General features: G+C 72.4%; 21 protein-coding genes. 9 read left to right on the forward strand and 12 right to left on the reverse strand.

The genetic code is table 11. The features are described from left to right. Positions 1 to 2 precede the first annotated feature (2 nt). Genes M0M48_RS14345 through M0M48_RS14355 form a run of 3 tightly spaced genes read left to right on the forward strand, consistent with a single transcriptional unit; the run spans position 3 to position 2,784 of the window. Positions 3 to 953 carry a metal ABC transporter substrate-binding protein gene (locus M0M48_RS14345; RefSeq protein WP_257751662.1) on the forward strand — a complete coding sequence of 317 codons (951 nt, stop codon included), beginning with the start codon at positions 3 to 5 and terminating at the stop codon, positions 951 to 953. Continuing rightward, positions 950 to 1,777 carry a metal ABC transporter ATP-binding protein gene (locus M0M48_RS14350; protein WP_257751663.1) on the forward strand — a complete coding sequence of 276 codons (828 nt, stop codon included), beginning with the start codon at positions 950 to 952 and terminating at the stop codon, positions 1,775 to 1,777. Before M0M48_RS14345 ends, M0M48_RS14350 begins: the two co-directional genes overlap by 4 nt. Further along, positions 1,777 to 2,784: a metal ABC transporter permease gene (locus M0M48_RS14355; protein ID WP_257751664.1), complete on the forward strand. Its 1,008-nt coding sequence runs from the start codon at positions 1,777 to 1,779 to the stop codon at positions 2,782 to 2,784. The genes M0M48_RS14350 and M0M48_RS14355 overlap by 1 nt, the downstream gene beginning before the upstream one ends. A 115-nt stretch (positions 2,785 to 2,899) precedes the next feature. Here M0M48_RS14355 and M0M48_RS14360 read toward each other — a convergent pair whose 3' ends face one another. Then, entirely contained in the window at positions 2,900 to 3,727 is an 828-nt protein-coding gene (locus M0M48_RS14360) for an isoprenyl transferase (RefSeq protein WP_257751665.1), read from the reverse strand. A gap of 25 nt (positions 3,728 to 3,752) precedes the next feature. Beyond that, entirely contained in the window at positions 3,753 to 4,505 is a 753-nt protein-coding gene (gene recO / locus M0M48_RS14365) for a DNA repair protein RecO (protein WP_215816815.1), read from the reverse strand. 57 nt (positions 4,506 to 4,562) lie between these two features. Between recO and M0M48_RS14370 the strand changes: the two genes are divergently transcribed. Then, the gene (locus M0M48_RS14370) at positions 4,563 to 5,603 is read left to right on the forward strand and encodes an esterase/lipase family protein (protein ID WP_257751666.1); all 1,041 of its coding nucleotides are present in this window, start codon (positions 4,563 to 4,565) and stop codon (positions 5,601 to 5,603) included. 15 nt (positions 5,604 to 5,618) lie between these two features. On the opposite strand, the gene M0M48_RS14375 is transcribed toward M0M48_RS14370, so the two are convergent. The 3 genes from M0M48_RS14375 to leuA are packed head-to-tail and all read right to left on the reverse strand — an operon-like array spanning position 5,619 to position 8,880. Continuing rightward, positions 5,619 to 6,224 carry a hypothetical protein gene (locus M0M48_RS14375; RefSeq protein WP_215816818.1) on the reverse strand — a complete coding sequence of 202 codons (606 nt, stop codon included), beginning with the start codon at positions 6,222 to 6,224 and terminating at the stop codon, positions 5,619 to 5,621. A gap of 41 nt (positions 6,225 to 6,265) precedes the next feature. Further along, positions 6,266 to 7,138, reverse strand: coding sequence for an alpha/beta hydrolase (locus tag M0M48_RS14380; protein WP_257751667.1), 873 nt, complete (start codon positions 7,136 to 7,138; stop codon positions 6,266 to 6,268). A gap of 2 nt (positions 7,139 to 7,140) precedes the next feature. Further along, a complete protein-coding gene (gene leuA, locus M0M48_RS14385; protein ID WP_257751668.1) occupies positions 7,141 to 8,880 on the reverse strand; it encodes a 2-isopropylmalate synthase in 1,740 nt (579 codons plus the stop codon). Positions 8,881 to 9,040: 160 nt separating this feature from the next. On the opposite strand from leuA, the gene M0M48_RS14390 reads away from it, so the two are divergent. From M0M48_RS14390 to M0M48_RS14405, 4 genes are all read left to right on the forward strand, one after another. Then, positions 9,041 to 9,535, forward strand: a complete 495-nt coding sequence (locus M0M48_RS14390; protein ID WP_257751669.1) for a flavodoxin family protein — start codon at positions 9,041 to 9,043, stop codon at positions 9,533 to 9,535. A 7-nt stretch (positions 9,536 to 9,542) separates the two neighbouring features. Continuing rightward, on the forward strand, positions 9,543 to 9,947 hold the full coding sequence (locus M0M48_RS14395; protein ID WP_257751670.1) for a hypothetical protein: 405 nt from the start codon (positions 9,543 to 9,545) through the stop codon (positions 9,945 to 9,947). Between the two features lie 107 nt (positions 9,948 to 10,054). Next, a complete protein-coding gene (locus M0M48_RS14400) occupies positions 10,055 to 10,861 on the forward strand; it encodes a septum formation family protein (protein WP_257751671.1) in 807 nt (268 codons plus the stop codon). A gap of 4 nt (positions 10,862 to 10,865) precedes the next feature. After that, entirely contained in the window at positions 10,866 to 11,708 is an 843-nt protein-coding gene (locus M0M48_RS14405; RefSeq protein WP_257751672.1) for a septum formation family protein, read from the forward strand. Positions 11,709 to 11,730: 22 nt separating this feature from the next. On the opposite strand, the gene era is transcribed toward M0M48_RS14405, so the two are convergent. Genes era through M0M48_RS14420 form a run of 3 tightly spaced genes read right to left on the reverse strand, consistent with a single transcriptional unit; the run spans position 11,731 to position 14,025 of the window. Next, entirely contained in the window at positions 11,731 to 12,774 is a 1,044-nt protein-coding gene (era, locus tag M0M48_RS14410; protein ID WP_257751673.1) for a GTPase Era, read from the reverse strand. After that, a complete protein-coding gene (locus M0M48_RS14415; RefSeq protein ID WP_257751674.1) occupies positions 12,771 to 13,568 on the reverse strand; it encodes a siderophore-interacting protein in 798 nt (265 codons plus the stop codon). The genes era and M0M48_RS14415 overlap by 4 nt, the downstream gene beginning before the upstream one ends. Before the next feature lie 34 nt (positions 13,569 to 13,602). Beyond that, positions 13,603 to 14,025 carry a DUF6916 family protein gene (locus M0M48_RS14420; RefSeq protein ID WP_257751675.1) on the reverse strand — a complete coding sequence of 141 codons (423 nt, stop codon included), beginning with the start codon at positions 14,023 to 14,025 and terminating at the stop codon, positions 13,603 to 13,605. 26 nt (positions 14,026 to 14,051) lie between these two features. Here M0M48_RS14420 and M0M48_RS14425 point away from each other — a divergent pair, with 26 nt between their 5' ends. Next, positions 14,052 to 14,360: a DUF6916 family protein gene (locus M0M48_RS14425; protein WP_215816827.1), complete on the forward strand. Its 309-nt coding sequence runs from the start codon at positions 14,052 to 14,054 to the stop codon at positions 14,358 to 14,360. Positions 14,361 to 14,374: 14 nt separating this feature from the next. On the opposite strand, the gene M0M48_RS14430 is transcribed toward M0M48_RS14425, so the two are convergent. The 4 genes from M0M48_RS14430 to M0M48_RS14445 are packed head-to-tail and all read right to left on the reverse strand — an operon-like array spanning position 14,375 to position 16,433. Continuing rightward, the gene (locus tag M0M48_RS14430; RefSeq protein WP_257751676.1) at positions 14,375 to 14,851 is read right to left on the reverse strand and encodes a GNAT family N-acetyltransferase; all 477 of its coding nucleotides are present in this window, start codon (positions 14,849 to 14,851) and stop codon (positions 14,375 to 14,377) included. After that, positions 14,848 to 15,372: a phage tail protein gene (locus tag M0M48_RS14435; protein ID WP_257751677.1), complete on the reverse strand. Its 525-nt coding sequence runs from the start codon at positions 15,370 to 15,372 to the stop codon at positions 14,848 to 14,850. The genes M0M48_RS14430 and M0M48_RS14435 overlap by 4 nt, the downstream gene beginning before the upstream one ends. Positions 15,373 to 15,382: 10 nt before the next feature. Beyond that, a complete protein-coding gene (locus M0M48_RS14440; RefSeq protein ID WP_257751678.1) occupies positions 15,383 to 15,922 on the reverse strand; it encodes a phage tail protein in 540 nt (179 codons plus the stop codon). 10 nt (positions 15,923 to 15,932) lie between these two features. Further along, positions 15,933 to 16,433 (reverse strand): phage tail protein, encoded by a 501-nt coding sequence (locus M0M48_RS14445; RefSeq protein ID WP_215816831.1) that lies wholly within the window; start codon positions 16,431 to 16,433, stop codon positions 15,933 to 15,935. Positions 16,434 to 16,443: the final 10 nt, after the last annotated feature.

Below are 16,443 nucleotides of genomic sequence, written 5' to 3' on the forward strand. Positions count from 1 at the left end.
TCATGCGCTTGATGTCCGGCCTCGTCGCCCTGTCCTCCCTCGCCCTGCTCGCCTCCGGCTGCTCGGCGTTCAGCGACGACACCAAGGCCGACGGCAAGACCACCGTCGCCGCCGCCTTCTACCCCCTGGCCTACGTCTCCGACCGGGTCACCGAGGGCACCGGCACCGACGTCCAACTGCTCACCCAGCCCGGTGCCGAGCCGCACGACCTCGAGCTGACGGTCAAGGAGACCGCCGAGCTCGCCTCGGCCGACCTCGTCGTCTACGAGTCGGGCTTCCAGCCGGCCGTCGACGACGCCGTCGAGCAGAACGCCGGCGGCGCCACCCTCGACGCCACCAAGGTCGTCGACCCCCTGCCCTTCGACGAGTCGGCCGAGGAGCACGAGGAGCACGCCGGCGAGGACGGGCACGACGAGGAGCACGACCACGACCACGGCGAGCTCGACCCGCACTTCTGGCAGGACCCGCTGCGCATGGCCGACCTCGGCGACGCCGTCGCCGACAAGCTGGCCGGCGTCGACGCCGACCACGCCGAGCGCTACCGCTCCAACGCCGCGGCGCTGCGCACCGACCTCGAGGCGCTCGACGCGGAGTACACCGCTGGCCTGGGCGCCTGCACGCGTGACACCATCGTGGTGTCCCACGACGCCTTCGGGTACCTCGAGAAGTACGGTCTCCACGTCGCCTCGATCGTGGGGCTGACCCCCGACGCCGAGCCGACCGGTGCGACGCTGGGCAAGCTGAAAGAGCTCATCCGGACGGAAGGCATCACCACGGTGTTCAGCGAGCCGCTCAAGCCGGCCCTCGGCGAGAACTTCGCCAAGGACCTCGGTCTCCGCAACGGCGTGCTCGACCCGATCGAGGGGCTGACCGACGCCACCGCGGACGAGGACTACCTGACGCTCATGCGCACCAACCTCGAGGCCATCGTGGCCGCCAACGGGTGCCGATGAGCACCACCCCGGAGACCCGGGCCGCGCCGGCCGCGGTCGCGATCAGCCACGGCAGCGTCGCCCTCGGCGGCCGCCCGGTGCTGCGCGGCATCGACCTCAGCGTGGCCCCCGGCGACTTCGTCGCCCTGATGGGCGCCAACGGCTCGGGCAAGTCCACGCTCGTGCGTGCCCTGGTCGGCCTGCGGCCGCTGGTCTCCGGTGAGGTCCGCCTCTTCGGCACCCCCCTCGACGACTACGACGACTGGCGCCGGATCGGGTTCGTCCCCCAGCGCGCCACCGCCGCCTCCGGCATCCCCGCCTCGGTGTGGGAGGTCGTCGCCGCCGGGCGGCTCACCCGGCGCCGGCTGCTCCGCCCGCTCTCCCGGACCGACCGGGCCGCCATCGACGAGGCGCTCGAGATCGTCGGCCTCGCCGACCGGCGCCGCGACGCGGTCAGCAACCTCTCCGGCGGCCAGCAGCAGCGCGTGCTCATCGCCCGCGCGCTGGCCGGCGAGCCGGAGCTGTTCTTCCTCGACGAGCCCACCGCCGGCGTCGACCTGCCCAACCAGCAGGTGCTCGCCGACACCCTGCGCCGGCTCAAAGAGCGCGGCGCGACCATCGTCCTGGTCGCCCACGAGCTCGGGCCGCTGGCGCCCCTGGTCGACCGCGCCGTCGTCCTGCGCGACGGACGGGTCGCCTACGACGGCCCCCCGCTGCTCGACCACGAGGTGCACCAGCCGTGGTTCGCCGAGCCGCACACGCACCACCATCACCACGGACGCCCCACGGCCGACCACGTGCCCCAGGTCTCCTCCCCCGTCGACCGGCCGCGAGGCGATGCCTGATGTCCCCCCTCGAGCTGTTCGCCGAGCCGTTCATGCAGCGCGCCCTCATCGCCGCCCTGCTCACCGGACTCGCCGCGCCGGCCATCGGCACCTTCCTCGTGCAGCGCCGCCTCGCCCTGATGGGCGACGGCATCGGCCACGTCGCCGTCACCGGCGTCGCGATCGGCCTGCTCACCGGCGCCTCTCCCCTGTGGACCGCCGTGCTCGTCGCCGTCCTGGGCGCGGTGCTCATCGAGGTGATCCGCGAGCGCGGGCAGACCAACGGCGACGTCGCCCTCGCCCTGCTGTTCTACGGCGGCCTGGCCGGCGGCATCTTCATCAGCGGGCTCGCCGGGCAGAGCGCCTCCGCGCTCAACCGCTACCTCTTCGGGTCACTGAACACCATCTCGTCGAGTGACGTGCTCGTCACGATGGGCCTGGCCATCGCCGTCGTCGGCCTCTGCGTCGGCCTGGCACCCCAGCTCTTCGCCGTCGCCCAGGACCAGGAGTTCGCCCGGGTCGCCGGCCTGCGCGTGCGCTCCTACAACGTGCTCGTCGCGGTGCTCGCCGCCGTCTCCGTCACGGTCGCCATGCGCACGGTCGGCCTGCTGCTCGTCTCCGCGCTCATGGTGGTGCCGGTCGCCACCTCCCAGCAGGTCACCCGCTCGTTCCGGACCACCCTCGGCGCGGCCATGGCGCTCGGCACCCTGGCCTCGGTGGGCGGGCTGGTGGCGGCGACCTTCGCGTCGTACAAGGTCAACGTGGCGCCGGGGCCGACGATCGTCCTGCTCGCCCTCGCCTGCTACGCCGTCGCCTGGCCGATCGGCATCTGGCTGCGCCGCCGGGCGCGCCTGCGCGAGCCGTTCGCGTCCGGGCAGGCCGCGCCCGAGCACGACGCCTGCGGTGAGCACCCGCACGCACACGGACCGGGGTGCGGGCACCTCGCCGTACCGCACGACGACCACGTGGACTACGTCCACGACGGGCACCGGCACGCGGTGCACGGCGCGCACTACGACGAGCACTGAACCGGGTCCGCCCGCCCGGCGAAGTAGCGCGTTCCGGCGGGCGAAGTGACACGAACCGGCGGTCGAGGACGCAGCCTCGACCGCCTCTTCGTGCTCCTTCGTGCGCCGGAACGCGCTACTTCGTCGGGTTGGGCTCCGCCCCGCCGTAGCGCCGGTCCCGGCGGGCGTAGGTGTCGATCGCCTGCCACAGGTCGCGCCGGTCGACGTCGGGCCAGAGCACGTCGGAGAAGACGAACTCGGCGTACGCCGCCTGGTAAAGCATGAAGTTCGAGAGCCGCTGCTCGCCCGAGGTGCGCCAGATCAGGTCGGCGTCGGGGAGCTCGGGCACGTAGAGGTAGCGGCCGAGGGTGCGCTCGTCGACCTTGTCCGGGTTGATCTTGCCGGCCGCGACGTCGCGGGCCAGCGCCTTGGCGGCGTCGCCGAGCTCGGAGCGGCCGCCGTAGTTGACGCACATGGTCAGGGTCAGGACGTCGTTGTGCTTCGTGAGCTCCTCGGCGACCTGGAGCTCGGTGATGACCGACTTCCACAGCCGCGGCGCGCGCCCGGCCCAGCGGACCCGGACGCCGAGCTCGTGCATCTCGTCGCGGCGACGGCGGATGACGTCGCGGTTGAAGCCCATCAGGAACTTCACCTCGTCGGGGCTGCGCGACCAGTTCTCGGTCGAGAAGGCGTACGCCGAGATGGCCTTGACCCCGATCTCGATGGCGCCCTCGACGACGTCGAACAGGCTCGACTCGCCCTCCTCGTGCCCCTTGGTGCGGGGCAGGCCGCGCTCCTTGGCCCAGCGGCCGTTGCCGTCCATCACGATCGCGACGTGGTGCGGCACGAGCTCGGCCGGTACGGCGGGCGGCCGCACCCCCGAGGGGTGCGGGGTCGGCGGGCGGACCGGGCCACGGGCGGCGGCCGCCTCGGCGGCACGGGTACGACGGGAAGCGCGAGTCACGGGGACCAGTCTGGCAGCGCTCGGGTCAGCGCTCGACGTAGGCCAGCGACCGCAGCCCGCGCTCGAGCTGCCACTGCACGAACGCCGCGATCAGCCCGCTGGCCTCGCGCACGGGACGCGGCTCGGCGGCCTCGATGACCGGCCAGTCGCCCGCGAGCAGCGCCCCGAGCAGGACCAGCGTCTCGGGGGCCGGCGTGGCCGAGCCCGGGATCCGGCAGGTGGAGCAGAGGACGCCGCCCATCGACGGGTTGAACCAGCGGTGGTGGCCGAGCTCGCCGGTGGCCAGCACGGGCGGGCGGCCGCAGTGGGCGCAGTCGACGAAGGCGGGCGCGTAGCCGGCGATCGCCAGCGCGCGCAGCAGGTAGGAGTCGAGCACGTGGCAGGGCAGCCGCTGCCCGCCGGCCATCGCGTTGAGCGCCCCGAGGAGCAGCCCGAACTGCTGGCGCGCGGGCTCGCGCTCCTCGACGACGAGCCGCTCGGCGGTCTCGAGCATCGCGGTGCCCGCGGTGTAGCGGTCGTAGTCGTAGCCGATCGGGGCGGCGTACGAGCCGCGGGTCTCGGCCTGGGTGATCGTGTCGAGGTTGCGCCCCTCCGCGATCTGGAGGTCGACGTGGGTGAACGGCTCGAGCCGCGAGCCCCACCGCGAGGTGGTCCGGCGTACACCCTTGGCCACGGCGCGGACCCGGCCGTTCTCGCGGGTCAGGAGCGTGATGATGCGGTCCGCCTCACCCAGCTTGTGGGTGCGCAGGACGATCGCCTCGTCACGGTAGAGCGGCACCCCTCCATTGTGCTGCCTGGGGCGTGACGAAGCCCGGCGCCACCCCGTTGAACCGCCATGCGTCGCGTCACCCTCGCCCTGCTCCTGCCGCTCGTGACCGCCCTCGCGACCTGCCTCGTGGCGCTGGCAGGGCCGGCCCGGGCCGACGACACGGCGTACGCCCCGCTCGACCGGCCGGGCCCGGCGCTCTCCGTCCCGAGGGCCACCCTCGACGCGTCGCTCGACTGCCACGGCGACCCCGCGACCGGCCCGGCGCCGATCCTGCTCAACCCGGCCACCAGCGTGACGCCGGTCGAGAACTACTCGTGGAACTGGGTCAACGTCTTCGCCGCCCAGGGCCGCTACTACTGCCTGGTGACGATGCCGCAGCACACGTTCGGGGACATCCAGGTCGCCGGCGAGTACGTCGTCCACGCAATCCGCACCATGCACGCCCGCACCGGCCGCAAGATCGCGATCCTCGGCCACAGCCAGGGCGGGATGAACCCCCGCTGGGCGCTGCGCTTCTGGCCCGACGTGCGCCCGATGGTCGCCGAGGTGATCGGCATGGCGCCCTCGAACCACGGCACCCGAGGGATCCCCGGCTGCCTGCGCGGGCTCACCACCTGTGTGCCGGCGGTGTGGCAGCAGCTCGCCGGGTCGGCGTTCATGAAGGCGCTCAACAGCGGCGCGGAGACCTTCGCCGGGATCGACTACACGAACGTCTACACGATGCTCGACGAGGTGGTCACCCCGCCGCCGTCGTCCGCGCTCAGCACCGGCGGCGGCCGGATCGCCAACGTCCGCGTCCAGGACGTCTGCCGGCTCGACCCCTACGAGCACGTGCTGACCGGGACGATCAGCCCCACGACGTATGCGATCGTGATGGATGCGCTCGACCACGACGGACCGGCCGTCGCCGCCCGGGTCGACCGGTCCGCCTGCCGCCGGCTGTACATGCCCGGCCTGGACCCGGTCGACGCCCGGGCCTACGCGCCCGTGCTCTTCGCGCTGCCCCGGCTGGTCAGCACCGTGCTGCCGACGGTCAGCCTCGGCGGGGCTCCGCTGCTGCGCGCGGAGCCGCCGCTGAGGTGCTACGTGAGCGCGGCAGGCTGCTGACCGGTACGGCGCCCATCAGCCGCGCCGCACCTTCGGCGAGAGCGGGACGCGCTCCCAGCCGCCGGCGTCGAGGCCGTCGTCGGCATAGGTCCGCGTGGGCCCGTCGTAGTCGTAGACCGACAGGTTGGCCCGCACCCATCGCGGGTTGCCCAGGCACGAGCGCGGGACGCTGAACCGGACCGTGCCGGCCCGGTTGTCGACCTTCTTGGCCAGGCCGCGGCACGCGACGACGACGTCGTTGCCGTCGGGGTTCTTGACGAGCCACAGCTTGCGGGTGCGGCTGTCCCGGATCCAGCGCACGGCGTAGGTACGGCGCTCGGTCTTGACGGTGCCGACGATCCCCCAGCCGTCAGGCGCCAGCGCCTGGCGCATCGCGAGGACGAGGACGACCTTGCGCGCGGAGTGCTGGACGCGGACCCGGGTGATGTCGCCGGTGGTCCGGTCGGGCTGCGGCGTCTCGACGGGCGCGCTGTGGGGGTCGGGGAAGTCGAGCGCGAGGACGTCGCCGGCAGGGTCGGTGTGCGACCAGGTGCCGGCCGCGGCGCCGCCGGCCGTCCCGGCGACGAGCAGGCCGGACGTCGCCGCGGCGGCGAGGAGAGAACGGAGTCGGGGGATGTGCATGGCGCGCAGCCTCGCACGCCTGGCAAATGACGGCAACCGGATTAGGAAGACCGGGTATGCCGGCTGCGGCGTCCCGGGCGGGTGCAGTCGCGGGCGAACCGGGTGACCACGAGGTCCAGGCGCTCGGGACGGCGGCGCCACTCCAGGGGTGCCTCGGCCCGTTCGAGGGTGGCGCCGGAGATCTCGGCGGCGACCATGGCGGCGTCCGCGGCCCGGTGGAAGGGGTCGGCGGGGCGGGCCAGGACGAGGGTCGGGGCGGTGATCGCGGCGCGCTCGGCGCTGGCGGGGGCCAGCCGGCCGAAGAGGACGCCGTGGACGGCGGCGGCGACCGGGCCGGGGCGGACGTCGAGGGTGTCGAGGCCGAGGGCGAGCCACTCCGGGAGGACCCGGCGCGGGACCGGGCGGGTGACCAGGCGGGCCGCGCTGATGGCCAGCGGGGCGAGGCGGGCGGTGGCGAGGACCGGTGTGAGGACGCCGAGCTGGACGCCGAGGGCGTTGTCGAGGACCGGTCCGTCGAGGAGCAGGCCGGCGACCCGCTCGGGCGCGGTGACGGCGACCTCGAGGGCGACGTTGGCGCCGATCGCGCTGCCGCCGACGACGGCGCGGGCGGCACCGACGTGGTCGAGCAGTGCGACGACCTGGGCCGCGAAGGCGCTCACCGAGTACGACAGCGGGTCGGCCGGGCGGTCGGAGCGGCCGTGGCCGAGGGGGTCGAGCGCGAGGACGTGCAGGCCGTGGGCCGCGAGGGTCCGCGCCGTGTGGGCGTGGACCCGGCGCGGCACCAGGAGCGGCGGGACCAGGACGACCCAGGCGTCCCCGGCGCCGTACTCGGTGTACTCCAGGCGGTCGCGCCCGCGCCGGCTCTCGACGAAGAGCTGGCCGACCTGCTCCGAGGCCAGCGCGGCGCGACCCATGCTCAGGCCCCGGTCGGGATGGTGATCGCCTGCGCCCGGTTGGCCGCGCACACCACCGCACGGAGCGAGGCCGTGACGATGTTGTGGTGCAGGCCGATGCCCCAGACGATCTCGCCGGCGACCTCGCACTCGACGTACGCCGCCGCGACGGCGTCGCCGCCCGACGAGAGCGCGTGCTCGGCGTAGTCGAGCACCCGGATGTCGGCACCCGCCTGGCGCATGCCATCGACGAACGCGGCGACCGGGCCGTTGCCCATGCCGGTGAAGGTCCGCTCCTCGCCGCGTACGACGAGCCGCACCTCCTGGCTGTCCTCGCCGTCCTCGCTCGTGGTGGAGGAGAACGAGACCAGGCTGTAGGGCTCCTCGCGGTCGAGGTACTCCTTGCGGAAGATCTCCCAGATCGCCTCGGGGGTGACCTCGCCGCCCTGGGCGTCGGTGTGCTGCTGGATGACCCGGCTGAACTCGATCTGCGCGCGGCGCGGCAGGTCCAGGCTGTGCTCGGCCTTGAGCACGTAGGCGACGCCGCCCTTGCCCGACTGGCTGTTGACCCGGATGACCGCCTCGTAGGTGCGACCGACGTCCTTCGGGTCGATCGGCAGGTACGGCGCCTCCCACGGGATCTCGCCAACCGGCTTGCCCTGCTCGGCCGCGATCCGGTCGAGGTCCTCCAGGCCCTTCTTGATGGCGTCCTGGTGGGAGCCGGAGAACGCCGTGTAGACCAGGTCGCCGGCCCACGGGTGGCGCGGGTGGACGGGCAGCTGGGTGCAGTACTCGACCGTGCGCCGGATCTCGTCGATCGCGGAGAAGTCGACCTGCGGGTCGATGCCCTGGCTGAACAGGTTCATGCCGAGGGTGACCAGGTCGACGTTGCCGGTGCGCTCGCCGTGACCGAACAGGCAGCCCTCGACCCGGTCGGCACCGGCCATCAGCGCCAGCTCGGTGGCGGCGACCGCCGTACCGCGGTCGTTGTGGGGGTGCAGGCTGATGATCGAGTGGGCGCGGCGGGACAGGTGGCGCGAGAAGTACTCGATCTGGTCGGCGTAGGTGTTGGGCGTCGACATCTCGACGGTGGCCGGCAGGTTGAGGATGATCTCGCGCCCCTCCTCCGGCTGCCACACGTCGGAGACCCGCTCGCAGACCTCGATCGCGAAGTCGGTCGGGGTCTGGGTGAAGATCTCGGGGCTGTACTGGTAGCCGAAGTCGGTGCCGTCGAGCAGCTGCTCGGCGTACTTCATGACCCACTCGGTGCCCCGGGTCGCGATCGCGATGCACTCGGCCTCGGTCACGCCGAAGACCACGCGCTGGAACAGCGGCGCGGTCGCGTTGTAGAGGTGGACGGTCGCCTTGGCCGCGCCCTGGAGCGACTCGACGGTGCGCGCGATCAGGTCCTCGCGGGCCTGGGTCAGCACGGAGACCCGCACGTCGTCGGGGATCCGGTCCTCCTCGACGAGCTGGCGCACGAAGTCGAAGTCGGTCTGGCTCGCGGCCGGGAACCCGATCTCGATCTCCTTGTAGCCCATCTGGACCAGGAGCTCGAACATCTTCATCTTGCGCGAGGGGCTCATCGGGTCGATGAGCGCCTGGTTGCCGTCGCGCAGGTCGGTGGAGAGCCACCGGGGGGCGCGGGTGATCTTCTGGTCCGGCCAGGTGCGGTCGGGGACCGTCACGGGCTCGAAGGCGGTGTAGCGGTGGTACGGCATCCCGCTGGGCTGCTGGCTGGGGATGGTGACGCGCTGGTTCATGACTTCCTCGGGGTGCTGAGAGCTTCCAGATGGGCGCCGGGCGCGCAACTCACTCCGCAACGAGGGGGTCCGGCTTTCAGACCTCGCTGCGGCCGCTAAGAAGGAGGGCTCGCGTCATGATGGGCCCCACCCTAGCAGCCGACCGGCCTAGGCTGGCGACATGCCTCGGCTGCTGATCGTCCACCACTCCCCCAGCCGCTCGATGCAGGCCCTGCTGGAGCAGGTCGTCTCCGGCGCCCACGACCCGGACGTCCAGGAGGCCGGCGGCGTCGAGGTCGTCGTCCGGGAGGCGCTGGAGGCGAGCGCGGACGACGTCCTCGCCGCCGACGGGTACGTGCTCGGGACGACGGCCAACTTCGGCTACATGAGCGGCGCGCTCAAGCACTTCTTCGACGGCAGCTTCCTGGCCATCGGCGGCTCGCTGTCCGACGACGGCTCTGCCACCGCGGCGACGGGAGGCAAGAAGCCCTACGGGCTCTACGTCCACGGTCGGTACGACACGACCGGCGCGGTGCGCTCGGTGCAGTCGATCGTCGGCGCCTTGCCGTGGCGTCAGGCGGCACCCGTCCTCGAGGTGATGGGCGATGTCGACATCGCTGACCGGGACGCCGCCTACGAGCTGGGCGCCACCTTGGCCGCCGTCGTGTCGGCCTAGGTCGGGCATGGACGGCGAGTTCTGCCTTCGTCGGCAACAGCACGGCAGGGGGCATTTCGCTCACGTTCGGGTGCGCCTGGGCGAGGCGACCTACCCGAGCGTCGTTCTCGGCGAGCACATGCTCGACTGGGTCCAGGAGACCTACGGGTCGACTGCCCCCACGGACTCTCCTTACTTCGACGCCCTTCGCAACGGAGCGCTCTCGGGTGCGATCTATGCGCTTCACCGGTCCGACGTCGCCCACGTGGTGACGGTCCTGCTCGTGAGCGGCGCGCCCGCGGACACGAACGAGGAGGCGGTCCGCTTTGCGACCGCGTTCGCCGTCTGGGACGCCCTCGGGTCTCGGCCCACACCGGAACCGACCATCGAGGGAGCGGGGACCTTCCTGTTTCCTCACCCACCACGTGTCTAGGCCCGCGCCCGGGAGGTCGCGTTGGACGTCGGCGTTGAGGTGGGCCTATGCGCTGGGCGCTACCATCGCCGCACTGCTGGTGGACTGACGGTACGAGAGGGGAAGCGATGACGGTGCGGCGCGCCCTCGTCGTCCTCCTGCTGGCCGCCGCGGTCGTCAGCACGAGCGCGTGCAGCGCCGAGAGCCAGGGCGAGAACACCGATCCGGACCTGGTCGACGCGGTCGACGTCCCGGCGAGCGGGTTGTGCCGGCAGCTGACGCCGGACGACGTCGCCAAGCCGGCCAACGCGACCAAGACGGTGCCCTGTGCGCAGGAGCACACCGCCGAGACGTTCGCGACCGGCGACCTCCCCGGCGAGTACGACGACGCGGCCTACGACGACAAGGCGCTCGGGACGTTCGCCTACCAGACCTGCGCGACGGCCTTCGCGAAGTTCGTCGGCGCCGACGAGAGCCTGGTGCTGCGCACGACGCTGAGCTGGGCGTGGTTCCGGCCGTCCGAGAAGGCCTGGAAGAAGGGCGCGCGCTGGTACCGCTGCGACGTGATCGGCGGCAGCAGCGCGAGCACCGAGTACCGGCCGCTGCCCGAGACGGCGCGCGACATGCTGGCCGGGCGGGCGCCCGACCGCTGGCTGAGCTGTGCGCGGGGGGCATCGGTCGGCGAGGGCGAGAAGGTGCCCTGCAACCAGGAGCACGACTGGCGGGCGGTGACCACGGTCAAGCTCGGCCAGCCCGACGACGAGTACCCCGGCGACCGGGTGATGGAGAGCCGGACCCGCTCCTTCTGCGCGACGTCGGTCAAGGCATGGCTGAACTACCCGGCCGAGTTCGAGTACGGGTTCACCTTCTTCCACAAGGCCGAGTGGGACGCCGGCATCCGGCGCTCGGTGTGCTGGGCGAGGACGAGTGAGTGACGCGATGAGCATCCTGCGACGTACGGCCCCGGTGCTGGCGGCGGGCACGGCCCTGGTGGCCCTGCTGGCCGGGTGCAGCTCCGGTGGCGAGGCCGACAAGAAGGCCGGCAACGAGCCGACCAAGGCGGCCGCCACCCAGACCCCCGCTCCCCCGCCGGCGCCCGGACCCGCGGTCGGCGCCTGCTACCAGCTGCCCTTCGACGCGGCGGTCGCGCCGACGTCCGAGGTGGAGCCGGTCGACTGCGGCCAGCAGCACACCAGCGTGACGTTCTCGGTCGGCAACACCGACGCCGTCGTCGACGGGCACCTCGTCGCGGTCGACTCCGAGCGGGTCCAGGACCAGGTCGCGCAGGCCTGCCCGGGCCGCCTCGAGAAGTACCTCGGCGGCAGCCTCACCGACGTCCGGCTGAGCATGGTCCGCTCGATCTGGTTCACCCCCACCGTCGACGAGTCGGACGCCGGGGCCACCTGGTTCCGCTGCGACGCCGTGCTCCTCGACGGCTCGGCCCAGCTGGCCGGCCTCGACAGCGACCTCAAGGGCGCGCTGCGCGGAGCGAAGACGCCCGACAAGTACGCCATGTGCGGCACGGCTGCGCCGGATGCCAAGAACTTCGAGCGGGTCCGCTGCTCGGCCAAGCACTCGTGGCGGGCGATCGAGGTGATCGCGTTCGACCAGGCGAGCTACCCGGGCCAGAACAAGGTCCGCAGCGCCGGCCGCACCCGCTGCGAGGACGCCGCGGCCGACGTCGCCGCCGACCCGCTGTCGTTCAAGTGGGGCTACGAGTGGCCCACCAAGGAGCAGTGGGAGATGGGTCAGAAGTTCGGCCGCTGCTGGACGACCGACTGACCCACCGCCCGCCGGCCGGCTCTCAGAAGCCGAGCTTGCGCAGCTGCCGCGGGTCGCGCTGCCAGTCCTTGGCGATCTTGACGTGCAGGTCGAGGTAGACCGGCGTACCGAGGAGCGCCTCGATCTGCTGGCGCGCGGCGGTGCCGACCTGGCGCAGCCGGGCGCCCTTCTTGCCGATCACGATGCCCTTCTGGGAGTCGCGCTCGACGTAGAGGTTGGCGTGGATGTCGAGCAGTGGCTTGTCGTCGGGGCGGCCCTCGCGCAGGCCCATCTCCTCGACCACGACGGCGATGGAGTGCGGCAGCTCGTCGCGTACGCCGTCGAGCGCGGCCTCGCGGATCAGCTCGGCGGCGAGGATCTCCTCGGGCGCGTCCGTCAGGTCGCCGTCGGGGTAGAGCGGCGGGCCCTCGGGCATGAGGCCGACGAGGAGGTCGCCCAGCAGACCGATCTGGTCGCCGCCGACCGAGGAGACGGGCACGATCTCGGCCCACTCGGTGCCGGTGGTGCGGCCGAGCTCGGCGATGTCGAGCAGGTGCTCGCCGATCCGGTCGGGGGTGACGAGGTCGGTCTTGGTGGCCACCGCGATCTTGGTCGTCCGGCGGACCTTGGCCAGCTCGTTGACCAGGAACGTGTCGCCGGGGCCGATCTTCTCGTCCGCCGGGAAGCAGACGGCGACCACGTCGACCTCGGCCCACGTGGTCTTGACCAGGTCGTTGAGCCGCTCGCCCAGGAGCGTGCGGGGACGGTGCAGGCCGGGGGTGTCGACCAGCACCAGCTGGCCGTCGGGGCGGTGCACGATGCCGCGCACGACGGTGCGCGTGGTCTGCGGCTTGTCGGAGGTGATGACGATCTTCTGGCCGACGAGCGCGTTGGTCAGCGTGGACTTGCCGACGTTGGGACGGCCCACGAAGCAGGCGAAGCCGCTGCGGTAGCCCTCGGGGACCTCGCCGCTGCCGAACACCGGCGCCACCGGGGCGGCCGGGGGCGGGAGCGCGCCGAAGTCCTCGTCGAACTCGTCGTCGAGCTCGTCGTCGAAGTCGTCCTCGTCGTCGTGCTGGTCGTTCATCGCTCGGCATCTCCCTGTGCAGCGTCGTAGTCGGCCCAGATCTCCTCGTCGGACTTGCCGGCGGCCTTGCCCGCGCGCCAGATCGGCCCGGGGTCGACCGCGCGCGGCTGCCGCTTCTCGACCGAGCGCCAGTAGCCCATCACGTCGTAGTGGGTGCTGGGAAGCTTGCGCACCCGCATGAGGTGCTTGCGGATGGCGCGCATCTGGGCGGACTCGCCCGCCATCCAGAAGTAGCCGGGGCCCTCGGGCCACGCGATGTCCTCGACGACGTCGGCGAGCCGGCTCGCCCCGTCGTCGCCCAGCGCCAGCCAGGTCACCTCGACGCCCTCGGCGTCGGGGAAGTAGCCGTCGATCCGGGAGTCGTCGGGCACCTCGGCGAGGATCCGCACGGGTCGGGCGGCGGCGTTCTCGCGGGCGATCCGGGTCATCGCGGGCAGGGCGGTGAGGTCGCCGACGAGCAGCAGCCAGCCCGCGTCGTCGGGCGGGAGGAAGGAGCCCTTGGCCTCGGTCAGCACGACCTGCTGGCCGACCGGGTCACCCGAGCGACCGGAGGCCCACTCGGTGACCAGACCCGTCGCGTGGACCACGACGTCGAGCACCAGGCGCGTGCCGTCGACGGAGCGCACCGTGTAGTAGCGGCTCTGGAACTGGCCCGGCACGACCAGGCCCACCCACTCGTCGGCGATGCCGGTCGAGACGAAGCCCGGTACGTCGAGGGTCAGCCGCACCAGGTGGGGCGTCACCTGCTCGCGCGCCACCACGGTGGCGTCGTACTGCTGGGCGCGGGTGCTCACCGGTTCAGGCTATCGGCACCGGCCGGTACGACGTTCAGCGGTTGTTGACCGTCGCGCGGTAGACCCGGCGGGTCTCGTCGGTGGGCACCAGGAACAGCGAGGTCTTGGCGAACCGGCGCCGCTTGAAGGTGTAGGTCCCCTGCTCGGGCCCGCGCCGCGGCGCGGTGAAGGTGAGCTCGAAGCTGCGGTTGGAGCCGCGGCTCACCCGCGGGATGTCGCGGACCGTGACCAGGCGCATCTTGATCGCCACCCCCGGACCGGTGACCCGGAAGCGCGCCTTGCGCTGCGCGACGAACCGCTTGCGCCGGTAGAGCTTGGCCTCCCGGGTGAAGGTGCGGGCCGCGGGGGCGGCCGGCGCGAGCGGTGCCGCCTGGGCGCCACCGGGCAGCCCGACCAGGGTGACGGCGACGCCGGTGGCTCCGGTGGCGAGGACGGTACGACGGCTCAGGTCGGTCATCGAAGGCTCCTGGCTAGGGTGGGGACGTGAGTACGTGGTTCGACGCCGACGACTTCTCGGCACTGGTGGGCGACCCCTTCGAGGTCGCGCTCCCGGACGGCGCCGCGTTCGCGCTGGCGCTCGACGAGGTCGCGGTCCGCGACGTGGCCGGCGGCGCGGGGCCCGACGGCGCCCAGCGACGGCAGTTCTCGCTGCTCTTCACCGGACCGGCGACGCCCGTGCTGGAGCAGGCGACCTGGACCGTGCGGCACGCCGGCCTCGGCGAGACCGCGCTGTTCCTGGTGCCGCTCGGCCCGAGCGGCGACCGGATGCGCTACGAGGCGGCCTTCGCCTGAGCGCAGGACCCGCGTCATGACGGCCGCCAGGTGAGGGACAGGCGGACGTCGTCCTTGGCGACCACCACGAAGCCCAGCCGCTCGTAGAGCGCCCGGGCCCGGCTGGCCCGCTCGACCTGCAGCGACACCGGGACGCCGTCACCGGTGGCCGCGGCGTCGTCGAGCAGCCGCCGCAGCAGCGTGCCGCCGATCCCCTGGCCCTGGTGGGTGGGCAGCAGCGCGATGTCGACGATCCCGATCTCGCGCTCGCCCCGGTTCACGAGGAGCCGGCCGGCCGGGTGGTCGGCGACCTCGACCACGCTGTGCTCGGCGTCCGGGTACGCCGCGCGGTACTGGCGCTCGCGCAGGTCGTGCTGCATCGCGACGAACGCCTCCCGCTGCCCCGGCGGCCAGGCGACCTGGTCGAGCTCGGTGGCCCGCCCGGCGGCGTACAGCGCGAGGAGGAAGGGTTCGTCGGCCGCCGCGGCGGGACGCAGGGTCAGGGTGGTCATGGGCGTTGCGGGAAGATGCCCTGGAGCGCGATGCAGAAGTTGAGCGTCAGCGACGGCTGCATGTTGTTGTGCGGGAAGCCACCGCCGGCGATCCCGAGGGCCAGCGGCGCCAGGGCGCTGAGTGCCGTCGCGGGCTGGTAGAGCGCGCCCCCCGACGACGTGGCGAAGGTCGCGGTCGCGCTCGGCACGCTGGTGTCACCCGGGTCGGTGGTGTTGGCGTGGAGCTGGTGGGTGTGCGAGGGCATCTCGCTCTGGAGCAGCGTCACGGTGGGCACCCCCGATGCCTCGCCCAGGAAGTGATCGCTCAACCCCTGACCCTGACCCTGCTGGAGCGGCGCGCTGTCCTGGAGGTTCGGCAGCGCGAAGGTCGCCTTGCCGTCGCCACCGTAGTAGGTGCCCAGCAACGAGAAGAGGGCGGTGTTCTGCGAGATCGGGAGCAGCTGACCGTTGCACATCGCCCATCCCGTGGGGGCGAAGTTGAACGGGAAGATGCGGATCTCGGCGACGAACTGGTCACTCATGGCGTACTCCTCAGCTCTGGCTCGGGAAGACGCCGAAGAGCGAGATGATGAAGTTGATGGTCAGGTAGGGCTGCATGTTCTCGTGCGGCTGGTTGCCGCCGATCGGCGTGATCGCCCCCGGCGCGAACCGGTTCGCCGCCTGCCCGGGATCGACCACCGCTTCGTTGATGTAGGGCACCACGTTCAGCGACATCGCCGGCACGCTGCCGGCCGGGCTGACCTGGGTGCCCGGCAGACCCTGCACCACGCCGAAGCCGTGGCTGTGGATCGGCATCTGCTGGGGGCTCAGCGTGACGCTCTCGCTCCCGCCCGTCTCGCCGATCTGGTAGGTGGATCCGCCGGGGCGGGTGCCCTGGTGGATCGGGACCCGGCTCTGGAGGTCCGGCAGCCGGAAGGTCTCCTGGCCGTCCCCGCCGTAGGTCGTGCCGATCAGGTTGAAGAGGGTCTCGTACTCGGAGATCGGCAGCACCTGGCCCTGGCACAGCATCCAGCCGTTGGGGGCGAAGCTCCCGGCGAAGAGCCGGATCTCGCCGACGAAGGGTTGGCTCATGGCGTTCTCCTCAGTTCTGGCTCGGGAAGATGCCCACGAGCGCGATGCAGAAGCTCAGGGTCAGGTAGGGCTGCATGTTGAGGTGCGCCTGGTTGCCGCCGGCCGTGCCGACCGTGCTCGGGTGCAGGGTCTGGCTGGGGTTGCCGGAGCGGTAGACGTTGTTGGCGGCGCCGAGGTACATCCCCGCAGGACTCGCCGATCCCCCGCTGGTGGCCGACGAGCCCAGGACCGGGTGCACGTGCTGCGGCATCTCGCCGGACGTCAGCGTGTGCGCCTCCTCGCCGACCTGCTGCCCCAGGGTGAACCCCTGACCCATGTGGATCGGCACCCGGCCGCGCAGGTCGGGCAGCGCGAAGGTGGTCTGGCCGTTGCCGCCGTAGGTGGTGCCGAGCAGCGCGAACAGCGCCTGGTTCTGGTTGATGGGCAGGTACTGCCCGTTGCAGAACGCCCAGCCCCTGGGCGGGAAGTTGAAGGACATCAGCCGGATCTCGGACAGGAAGGGACTAGACACGGGGCCTCCT

Origin of the sequence: Pimelobacter simplex (assembly GCF_024662235.1) — a bacterium.
Taxonomy (GTDB): Bacteria; Actinomycetota; Actinomycetes; order Propionibacteriales; family Nocardioidaceae; genus Nocardioides.